At 60.9% G+C, this 8,723-nt stretch carries 10 protein-coding genes; 6 read left to right on the top strand and 4 right to left on the bottom strand.

Annotated elements, in window-relative coordinates; all coding sequences use genetic code 11:
* Window positions 1–130: 130 nt before the first annotated feature.
* Window positions 131–505 (bottom strand): YajD family HNH nuclease, encoded by a 375-nt coding sequence (locus tag ACW9I6_RS27795; protein ID WP_003210675.1) that lies wholly within the window; start codon window positions 503–505, stop codon window positions 131–133.
* 148 nt (window positions 506–653) lie between these two features.
* On the opposite strand from ACW9I6_RS27795, the gene ACW9I6_RS27790 reads away from it, so the two are divergent.
* Window positions 654–1,568: a ParB/Srx family N-terminal domain-containing protein gene (locus tag ACW9I6_RS27790; RefSeq protein WP_177080160.1), complete on the top strand. Its 915-nt coding sequence runs from the start codon at window positions 654–656 to the stop codon at window positions 1,566–1,568.
* Window positions 1,569–2,141: 573 nt separating this feature from the next.
* The gene (gene rarD / locus ACW9I6_RS27785) at window positions 2,142–3,026 is read left to right on the top strand and encodes an EamA family transporter RarD (RefSeq protein ID WP_032899734.1); all 885 of its coding nucleotides are present in this window, start codon (window positions 2,142–2,144) and stop codon (window positions 3,024–3,026) included.
* Window positions 3,027–3,060: 34 nt separating this feature from the next.
* Here rarD and ACW9I6_RS27780 read toward each other — a convergent pair whose 3' ends face one another.
* The gene (locus tag ACW9I6_RS27780; protein WP_063032534.1) at window positions 3,061–3,747 is read right to left on the bottom strand and encodes a spermidine synthase; all 687 of its coding nucleotides are present in this window, start codon (window positions 3,745–3,747) and stop codon (window positions 3,061–3,063) included.
* A gap of 78 nt (window positions 3,748–3,825) precedes the next feature.
* Here ACW9I6_RS27780 and ACW9I6_RS27775 point away from each other — a divergent pair, with 78 nt between their 5' ends.
* A complete protein-coding gene (locus ACW9I6_RS27775; protein ID WP_003210679.1) occupies window positions 3,826–4,113 on the top strand; it encodes a hypothetical protein in 288 nt (95 codons plus the stop codon).
* On the opposite strand, the gene ACW9I6_RS27770 is transcribed toward ACW9I6_RS27775, so the two are convergent.
* Together ACW9I6_RS27770 and ACW9I6_RS27765 are read right to left on the bottom strand one after the other, a co-directional pair.
* On the bottom strand, window positions 4,110–4,583 hold the full coding sequence (locus ACW9I6_RS27770) for a cyclic nucleotide-binding domain-containing protein (RefSeq protein WP_003210680.1): 474 nt from the start codon (window positions 4,581–4,583) through the stop codon (window positions 4,110–4,112). The two genes, ACW9I6_RS27775 and ACW9I6_RS27770, sit on opposite strands and share 4 nt — an antisense overlap.
* Before the next feature lie 82 nt (window positions 4,584–4,665).
* Window positions 4,666–6,720 (bottom strand): S9 family peptidase, encoded by a 2,055-nt coding sequence (locus ACW9I6_RS27765; protein ID WP_008437939.1) that lies wholly within the window; start codon window positions 6,718–6,720, stop codon window positions 4,666–4,668.
* 21 nt (window positions 6,721–6,741) lie between these two features.
* Here ACW9I6_RS27765 and ACW9I6_RS27760 point away from each other — a divergent pair, with 21 nt between their 5' ends.
* The 3 genes from ACW9I6_RS27760 to ACW9I6_RS27750 are packed head-to-tail and all read left to right on the top strand — an operon-like array spanning window position 6,742 to window position 8,651.
* Window positions 6,742–7,290: a hypothetical protein gene (locus tag ACW9I6_RS27760; protein ID WP_003210682.1), complete on the top strand. Its 549-nt coding sequence runs from the start codon at window positions 6,742–6,744 to the stop codon at window positions 7,288–7,290.
* 30 nt (window positions 7,291–7,320) lie between these two features.
* The gene (locus ACW9I6_RS27755; RefSeq protein WP_003210683.1) at window positions 7,321–8,097 is read left to right on the top strand and encodes a class II glutamine amidotransferase; all 777 of its coding nucleotides are present in this window, start codon (window positions 7,321–7,323) and stop codon (window positions 8,095–8,097) included.
* Window positions 8,098–8,108: 11 nt separating this feature from the next.
* Window positions 8,109–8,651 (top strand): DUF2937 family protein, encoded by a 543-nt coding sequence (locus ACW9I6_RS27750; protein ID WP_177040339.1) that lies wholly within the window; start codon window positions 8,109–8,111, stop codon window positions 8,649–8,651.
* The last annotated feature ends 72 nt before the right edge of the window (window positions 8,652–8,723 follow it).

Genomic DNA, 8,723 nt, shown 5'->3' with positions numbered 1-8,723 from the left:
CTCCCAAAAAACGTGGGGCCGCTACGCAGCCCAGCGGGAGCAAGCTCCCTCGCCACAACAAGCCTTCTCCCACTGCGAGCCTCCTTCCACAGCGAGCCATCTCCCACAGCAGGTCGTTCATTACATCGCTTCAGTCGTCTTTCTTCATCAACCCGGCCAACGCCGCAAACGGGTTGTGCGTCGCCTTGGCGATCGTCGGGCTGCTGGTGGAGCCTTCGCCGAAATACTGCTGGTCGGTATAACGCGAGTGTTCGTTGTCGTGGCAATACAGGCACAGCAACTCCCAGTTGGAGCCGTCCTGGGGGTTGTCGTCATGGTTGTGGTTGCGGTGGTGCACGGTCAGTTCGCTCAGGCGCTTGCCGGCGAATTCACGGGCGCAGCGGCCACACACGTGGGGGTACATCTTCAGGGCTTTGTCGCGGTAGCCCATTTCCCGATCGCGCTGGGCATCGGCGAGGATGCGGTCCAGCTTGGCGGTGTGGGAGGGCGGGTTGGTCGAGCTCATCATGGCTCCTGTCTTTTAGTGGATCACGGATAGCGTTGATTCTAGCTGCTTGCTGGCTAATAAACCTCCGGCTTTTTCAGGCGCGGTCATGCCGGTGAGGGGGATTGTTTGTAGTATCGACGAACTGAATTCATAAGGAGCGGTACTCATGCGGATGCATTCATGGTTGTGGGCGCTGCTGTTGTGCGCCGTCAGTGTTCAGGTCCAGGCGTTTTCCACGCCCCAGCCAGGCCAGGTGATCGATGTGGCGCTGGAGCAGCTCCACCCGACCCAGGCCGTCATCGGTTTTGATCAGATCCATTACAAGCTGGGGGTATTTGCCGAGTCGCCCAAAAAAGTGTTCGACGAATATTGTGAAACCAACGGCCAGGGCGGTGTCGACAAGGTGCCTGAAGATGCCGATCTGCATAAGCCGGGCAGCTTCACCTGCAAAGACCCGGTAGGCGCTCACCCGGCGGATATGAAAACCGTGGTGGTCGGTCCCGCTGGCCAGTTGTACCTCACCGACGGCCACCACTCGTTCAGTACCTTGTGGGAGCAGCCAGGTGCCGGCGCCAAACTGAAGATGTGGGTGCGGGTCACCGATAACTTCAGCGACAGTCCCGACCTGGCGACTTTCTGGAAACGCATGGAGCAGGGCCGCAAGGTCTGGCTCAAGGACGGCCAGGGCAAGACCATCACGCCTGAGCAAATTCCGGCACACCTGGGCTTCAAGGACCTCGGCGACGATATGTTCCGCAGCCTGGTTTACTTCTCCCGCAAGGCGTCCTACGGCAAGCCGACCTCTGGTGAGGTGGTGCCGGAATTCCTGGAGTTTTACTGGGGAGGATGGTTGCGCACGCAGATTGACCTCGGCGCGTTCAACCTGAACAAGCAAGGCGGGTATGAAAAGGCAATCGAGGCGGTAGCCAAGCGCATGGTCAGCCTGGCGCCCGAGGCACCGGTAGGGGACAGCGGCTTCAGCGCCCGGCAGTTGGGCGGCTTCACGTCACTTGACCGCAAAGAACTGAACGATACGTTCAAGAAGAAAGTGCCCTACGTTATCGACAGTAGAAGTAACTAAGTGACGAACCGGCAGGGGCGGCCTTGTGCTGTTTCTGTCGGGCGTATAACGGCTTAATATACAGTAAAGATCCGGCAAATATCGATTTAAATGCCGTGGGGCATTTAATTGGCTTCAGGGTGATAAAGTGTTGGACTAACTTTGCCAGTTTGTTTAATGTGGCGCCTCTTGGCCTACTGCCGTTAGTGTGTTCTGTGGTGGCGTCAGGTAGTCAATACGTCAGGTCTTTCCTGGCGACTGTCAGTTTCCCGCAAGCCGGGCTTTCCTTTCACGATATCAACCCCCGTGGTTGACGTTGTGGCGTTTCAAATCAGAAGCGCTCATCCAGAGCGTACTGCTTCCAATAACCGAAGTCGGGTGGTTGAAGTGTCTGATGATCGTCGTGCAAATAATAAAAAATCAACGCGTTACCCTGTTGTTATAACTTGAATATTCGGGATAGGTGTCCTGTGCAAGTTGTAAGTTTATGGTGCCCGTTAATAAACTTCTGATGTTCATCTCACTGACATTCACACTGCGTGAATGCAACGGCCTGCTTCAATTGAATGCATGCAATTTTTTGTAGAGGCTGTTGTGTCTAAAGGCGTTGTTCTGGCGGTTTCCGCTTCCTTCCTGTTTGGTGTGCTGTATTTCTTTACCTCCCTTCTTGAACCCTTGAATGGCCAGCAGATATTTGGCTGGCGAATGCTCATCTCCTTGCCCTTCATGACGTTGCTGCTGTGCCTGTCCGGAGACTGGAAGTGGGTGCCGTTGATCTACAAGCGTCTGCGGGAGAAACCCGCATTGCTGCCTTGTGTCGTGCTCACCAGTGCCCTGGTGGGTGTGCAGTTGTGGATCTTCATGTGGGCGCCCCTCAATGGCCACGGCCTGGATGTGTCGCTGGGCTATTTCCTGTTACCGCTGACCATGGTCATCACCGGGCGCATCGTTTACGGCGAACGCCTTTCCCATCTGCAAAAAATTGCCGCTGCGCTGGCGGCGGTGGGCGTGGCCAACGAGCTGTATCGCACGGGCGGGTTCTCCTGGACCACCCTGGTGGTGTGCGTCGGTTATCCGCTGTATTTCGTAGTGCGCAGGCGTTGTGGCACCGACAACCTCGGCGGGCTGTGGCTGGACATGATGCTGATGATTCCGGTCGCGCTGTGGTTCGTCCTCGGTAGTGAGCCCATCAACGAGACCCTGGCGCAGCGCCCGGCGCTCTATTGGCTGGTGCCACTCATGGGGTTGGTCAGCGCGGCGGCGGGTTATTCCTACATCCTGGCCAGCCGGCTGTTGCCGTTCAGCCTGTTCGGTTTGCTCAGTTACGCAGAGCCGGTGCTGCTGGTGGCCGTGTCGCTGATGCTGGGAGACGCTCTCAAACCGGGCCAATGGATGACCTACCTGCCGATCTGGCTGGCCGTGGTGGTGTTGGTGCTGGAAGGCTTGAGGCATTTGAATCGACTGCGCCGGTCGATCTGACCTACGACCCGCGCAGTGAATTCAGGCGGCTGTTTCAGCCCTTGAGTTTCTCGGCAATCCAGATGGTATGCCGCGTGCCCTTGTTGCCATGGGCAAACACTTGCACTTCCTCGGCCTTGAAGCCGGCCTTGCGCAGTTTGTCGCTGAACTGCTTGTCGGCGCTGGCCGACCATACCGCCAGCACGCCCTTGGGCCGTAGCGCCTTGGCGCAGGCGCTTAGGCCACCGGCGGAATACAGCCAGCTGTTGGCTTTTTGCGTCAGGCCTTCGGGGCCGTTGTCGACGTCCAGCATGATCGCGTCAAACCCCTGGGGCTCGGCCTGCAGCACCTTGGCCACGTCTTCCATACGGATCACGGTGCGCGGGTCCAGCAGCGGGCGGCCGGACTTTTCCCCCAGGGGCCCGCGATTCCACTCGACCACGCCGGGCACCAGCTCGGCAACCACCACTTCGGCAGTCTTGCCCAAATGCTTGAGCGCTGCCGCCAGGGTAAAACCCATGCCCAGGCCGCCAATCAACACCCTGGAGCCGGGCCGACCGGCGACTTTGCGGCACGGAATCTCCGCCAGCGCATCCTCGGAACCGTGCATGCGCGTGTTCATCAACTGGCCACCGTCACCGCCCTGAATCTTGATGACAAAATCCTCACCGTATTCGAACAGGCACAAGGCACCGCCGTTGTCGGGGATCGGAGTGGTGTCCAGCAGAACGAAACGTTTCATGGAAATCTCATTGGGAAGGGCATTCTTGCGCGGTTGGGAGTAGCCTTACGACTTTACGGTCAGGCCATGGAGCCATCGATGAAGTGCAGCATTCTAACGGTCATTGTGTGGAGCGCGCTCGCCCTTGGCGGTGTGGCCCAGGCTCAGGAGTCGCAAACCGTGCCGATTACCCCCGCGCCCACGGCGGGTTCACCGGGTACTGCAACGCCCACGCCTTACCCGCAAGTCACGCCACCGGCAACGCCAAAGGCGGCCGGCAGCGGTGAGCCATTGTTGGCGCCGATCGTGCTGCCCGCGCCGCCGAAGGACCAGACGATCCCCGGCTTGCAGCAAAACGACATCAAGCCCAAGACCCCGGGCGGCTAAAACTGCTGGGACAGCAATTGCCCGTCCGCCATGCGCAGGCGCCTGGACAGGGCGATAGCAATCGCACGAATGATCTTGGCCGCGATTTTCGGTGCATCGTTGAGCATCTTTTCCAGGGAATCCTTGCCCAGGTTCAACAGCACGCAATCGCTGGCCGCCACACAGCTGGCGGAGCGGCGCTCGCCGTCCAGCACAGCCATCTCGCCAAAGGTCCGCCCGCTGCGCAAGGTGGCGATAGTCAGGCGCTGGCCTGCATGGTTGGTCTTCTGCACCGCCACCTGGCCTGAGTGAATGATGCACATGAAGGTGCCCGCGTCGCCCTCGAGGAAAATCACCTCATCGCGGGCGATGCTGCTGATGTTGAAATAGCCCGCCGCTACGTGGAAGTCTTCCGGCAGCAACGGGTCGAACAGGCCGCAATCCATCAGCATGTCGCGGATTTCGTTATTGAGTAAGGTCGGTTCTGGCATGAGGCTTACAGTCTTTGTCCATAAATCGTGCAGGGCGCGCCCGGCGGTCAAGTGTTCAGACCGGCCCGCCAGGCGGAGTTCCTTAAATCAGCCCCAGCGCCTTGAAAACAAATGCATATTCGAGTGCTACGTCACGTAATCCCTGGTAACGACCACTCATGCCGCCGTGGCCGGCGCCCAGCTCGGTCTTGAGCAGCAACAGGTTGTCGTCGGTCCTGGTGTCGCGCAGCTTGGCCACCCACTTCGCCGCTTCCCAATACTGCACGCGGCTGTCGTTGTAGCCGGCGATCACCAGCGTGGCCGGATAGGCCTGGGCGCTGACGTTTTCGTACGGTGCGTACGCCTTGATCCGCTCATACACCTCGGGCTCCTGCGGGTTGCCCCATTCGTCGTACTCGGTGATGGTCAGCGGCAACTCGGGGTCGAGCATGGTGTTGAGCACATCGACGAACGGCACTTCGGCAATCGCCGCCTGGAACAGCTCCGGGCGTTGATTGAGCACCGCGCCGATCAACAGGCCGCCGGCACTGCCGCCGCTGATGGCCAGTTGCTTGGAGGTGGTCAGGCCCTGGGCGATCAAGTGTTCGGCGCAGGCGATAAAGTCGCTGAAGGTGTTTTGCTTGTGCTCCTGCTTGCCGCCGCGATACCAGGCCTCACCCAGTTCGCCGCCGCCGCGTACATGGGCAATGGCGAAGGCCACGCCACGGTCCAGCAGGCTCAGGCGGGCGTGGGAGAACCACGGGTCGAGGCTGTGGCCGTAGGCGCCGTACCCGTACAGATACAGGGGCGTCGGCTTACCCAACTGGTCGCGTCGGACGACAAGACTGATCGGCACCTGAGTGCCATCGGCCGACGTTGCCCACAGGCGTTGGCTGACGTAGTCGTCGGCGTTGAACACGCCCAGCACCGGGGTTTCCTTGAGCACTTGTTGTGCGCCGCCGGCCAGTTCCAGCTGACGAACCTGGGCCGGGCGGTTCAGCGCCTCATAGCGCAGACGGATCTTGTCGCTGGCAAATTCCAGGCTGTTTTGCACATAGAGGCTGTAGGCCGCGTCCGGTAACTCCACGCGATAAGCGGCTTGCCCCTGTGGGTGCACTTCGATGATCGGCAGGCCGCCGATCCGCAGGCTCAGGGTCATGGCCCGGGCATTGAGGCTTACGCCATCGAGCATTACCGCGTCGTCGTGGGGGATCAGGTTCAGCCAGTCGTCCTGGGTCGGCACACTGCCGGTGTCGGCCGCCTGGAACAGCGCAAAGTTGATGCCGTCACGGTTGCTGCGGATAAACCAGGTCCACTGGTCGTCCAGCTTGCCGTGGTCGACGTCATATTCATGGCCTTCGACCCGTGGCGCCATGCAGGTAAACGCCTGCTGCGGCTTTTCGGCGTCCAGGGCCCAGATCTCGCTGGTGGTCTTGCTGCCCAGGGCCAGCAGCAACTGACGCTCGGAGCTGGAGCGGTAGCAGTGCAGGAAGAAACGTCCGTCAGGCTCGTGGAACACTTCTTCGGCGGCAGTGCCGTCCAGGCGATAGCGATACAGCTTGTGCGGGCGATGGGTGTCGTCCAGTTCGGTGAAGAACAGGGTCAGGCTGTCGTTGGCCCAGGTCATGCTGCCATCGCAGTCTTCAAACTCCAGTTCGCTGACCTTGCCGGTGGCCAATTCCTTCACGTAGAGGGTGTAGATCTCTTCGCCGCTGGTATCCAGGCTGTAGGCCAGGCGCTGGTGGTCCGGGCTGATGCTGAAGGCGCCGAGGGAGAAAAAGCCGCCATTGGCCAGTACGTTCGGGTCCAGCAGCAGCTCTTCCGCGCTTTCGTCGACCTGTTGGCTGTCGTCCGCCGGGCGCGGGCAGCGGTAGTGGCGGGCGTATTCGTCGCCGGCGGTGGTGCGGGTGTAATACAGGTACGGGCCCCAGGGCGAGGGCAGGGACAGGTCGGTTTCGAGAATGCGGCCCTTGATCTCCTCGAACAGGGTCTCGCGCAGCGCCTGCTGGTCGGACAATTGTGCTTCTTGCCAGGCATTTTCCGCCTTGAGGTAATCGAGCACCTCGGCGCTGTCACGCGCTTGCAGCCAGGCATACGGGTCGGTGCCTGGGGCCTTGCGGGCGATCGGGGCGGCAGTGATGTGGGTCGATGGGGGCATGGATCACTCTCTGTCTGGCGGTTGGCCGACGGCATTGCAGCCTCGGCACTGAAAAGCCGTTATCATAGCGGCCTGTTTGCCTACCTTGCCATGGACACCATGACCGAGAACGACTATCTGATCGCTTGGGGCCTCTACGCCTTCGCAGCCCTGGGTTGCCTGTTGGTGTGGTTTGCCATGACCCGCTGGATGTGGCGCTGGCTGCGCGAGCCGCTGCGGTTGCTGGTGGCGGTGCTGCTGTTCAGCCCGACCATCGTCGACCCGGTGAAGACCCAGTTCGCCCCGGCCGTGGCCATCACCGCCCTGGACCTGGTGCTCAAGGTCGGCAACAACGCCTGGCGGGCGATTTCCGATCTGTTCATGTATTGCATGATCGCGTTCGGCGTGTACCTGGTGTTCGTGCTGATCCGCTGGCCCATCGAGCGTGCCGCCAGGGTTCGTCGTGAGCAGAAGGCCGCCGCTGCGGCAGCCGCTGCCGCCGAGCCGGAGGATGACGACGAACCCTTCGCCGATGAGCGTTACGGTCGCCCGGCACCTGTCAGCGGTATGCGGGTCGAACCGCGCCTTTAACGTTGTACGCCCTGTATCGAGAAGCCTGGCATGTGTGAATTATTGGGCATGAGTGCCAACGTACCGACCGATATCGTCTTCAGCTTCACCGGGCTGATGCAGCGCGGCGGACGTACCGGGCCCCACCGCGACGGTTGGGGCATCGCCTTCTACGAGGGCCGTGGCCTGCGGTTGTTCCAGGACCCGGCGGCCAGCAGCGAATCGGAAGTCGCGCTGCTGGTGCAGCGTTATCCCATCAAGAGTGAAGTGGTGATTGGCCATATCCGCCAGGCCAATGTGGGCAAGGTGTGCCTGTCCAATACCCATCCGTTCGTCCGTGAACTGTGGGGCCGCAACTGGTGCTTTGCCCATAACGGTCAACTGGCGGACTTCAACCCCCGCGCCACGTTCTACCGCCCGGTGGGCGATACCGACAGCGAAGCGGCGTTCTGCGATTTGCTCAACCGAGTCCGTGAAGCGTTCCCGGAACCGGTGGACATCGAACAGGTGCTGCCGGACCTGATCGCCGCCTGCAGCGAATACCGCAGCAAGGGCGTGTTCAACTGCCTGCTCAGCGACGGTGACTGGCTGTTCTGCTATTGCTCGACCAAACTGGCACAGATCACCCGGCGTGCGCCATTTGGCCCTGCACGGTTGAAAGATGTCGACGTGATCGTCGATTTTCAGGCCGAAACCACCCCCAATGACGTGGTGACGGTAATTGCCACCGAACCCCTGACCGAAAACGAGACCTGGACCCGCTACGAACCGGGCCAGTGGAGCCTGTGGCGACGCGGCGAATGTGTCAGCCAAGGTAAAACGGAATAAGGACGTCGAATATGTTGCTCAGCTATTTGCGACTGGTGTTGTTTGCCGTGGGTCTGTTGGTCGGTGTGCAGGTGCCGGGGTTTATCAGCGACTACGCCAAGCGCGTCGAAGCCCACTTGATCGAAGCCCAGACCGGCTTGCGCGGCTTCGATGCCACGGCGCAACAGTTCTTCAACGGTGACTTGCAGGCGCTGGTGGCCCATTACCGTGCCAGTGACGACCCGGTGTTTCGCAGCGATGCCAACAGCCTGGGCACCTTGCTCGACCGCCAGGCAGCGCTGGATAAGCAGTTCCAGGCGATGCAGGGCCCGTGGTACATCCGCGCGCTGCAAGTGGCGGTGGCCGCCGACCCGGCGATTCGCCAGGAAACCTGGAACGGCTACAGCTACATGCTGTTGCTGACCCCGGAAGCCATGGGCTGGGGCCTGGGCGGGGCGATGTTGTTGTCGTTCGGCATCGAGTGCCTGTTCCGCCTGATCGACTGGGTGGTGTTGGGCGGCAAGCGCCTGCGCCAGAGCCGACCGATTGAAGAGCGGGACCTCAAGGGGCTTTAAAGGCTGACGCGGTCAAATTGTGGGAGCGGGCTTGCTCGCGAATGCGGTGCGTCAGTGACATATGGGGTGGCT

The sequence above is a fragment of the Pseudomonas sp. SDO5522_S412 genome, assembly GCF_054071215.1.
The sequence above is the reverse complement of the archived record's forward strand: the minus strand, read 5'-3'. Positions and strand labels throughout refer to the sequence as shown.

Excerpts from the sequence above, each read along its gene's own strand:
- ACW9I6_RS27780 (WP_063032534.1), bottom strand. The coding sequence starts at position 3,747 with ATGAAACGTTTCGTTCTGCTGGACACCACTCCGATCCCCGACAACGGC.
- ACW9I6_RS27795 (WP_003210675.1), bottom strand. The coding sequence starts at position 505 with ATGAGCTCGACCAACCCGCCCTCCCACACCGCCAAGCTGGACCGCATC.
- ACW9I6_RS27750 (WP_177040339.1), top strand. The coding sequence starts at position 8,109 with ATGTTGCTCAGCTATTTGCGACTGGTGTTGTTTGCCGTGGGTCTGTTG.
- ACW9I6_RS27755 (WP_003210683.1), top strand. The coding sequence starts at position 7,321 with ATGTGTGAATTATTGGGCATGAGTGCCAACGTACCGACCGATATCGTC.
- ACW9I6_RS27765 (WP_008437939.1), bottom strand. The coding sequence starts at position 6,720 with ATGCCCCCATCGACCCACATCACTGCCGCCCCGATCGCCCGCAAGGCC.
- ACW9I6_RS27775 (WP_003210679.1), top strand. The coding sequence starts at position 3,826 with ATGAAGTGCAGCATTCTAACGGTCATTGTGTGGAGCGCGCTCGCCCTT.
- ACW9I6_RS27790 (WP_177080160.1), top strand. The coding sequence starts at position 654 with ATGCGGATGCATTCATGGTTGTGGGCGCTGCTGTTGTGCGCCGTCAGT.
- ACW9I6_RS27770 (WP_003210680.1), bottom strand. The coding sequence starts at position 4,583 with ATGCCAGAACCGACCTTACTCAATAACGAAATCCGCGACATGCTGATG.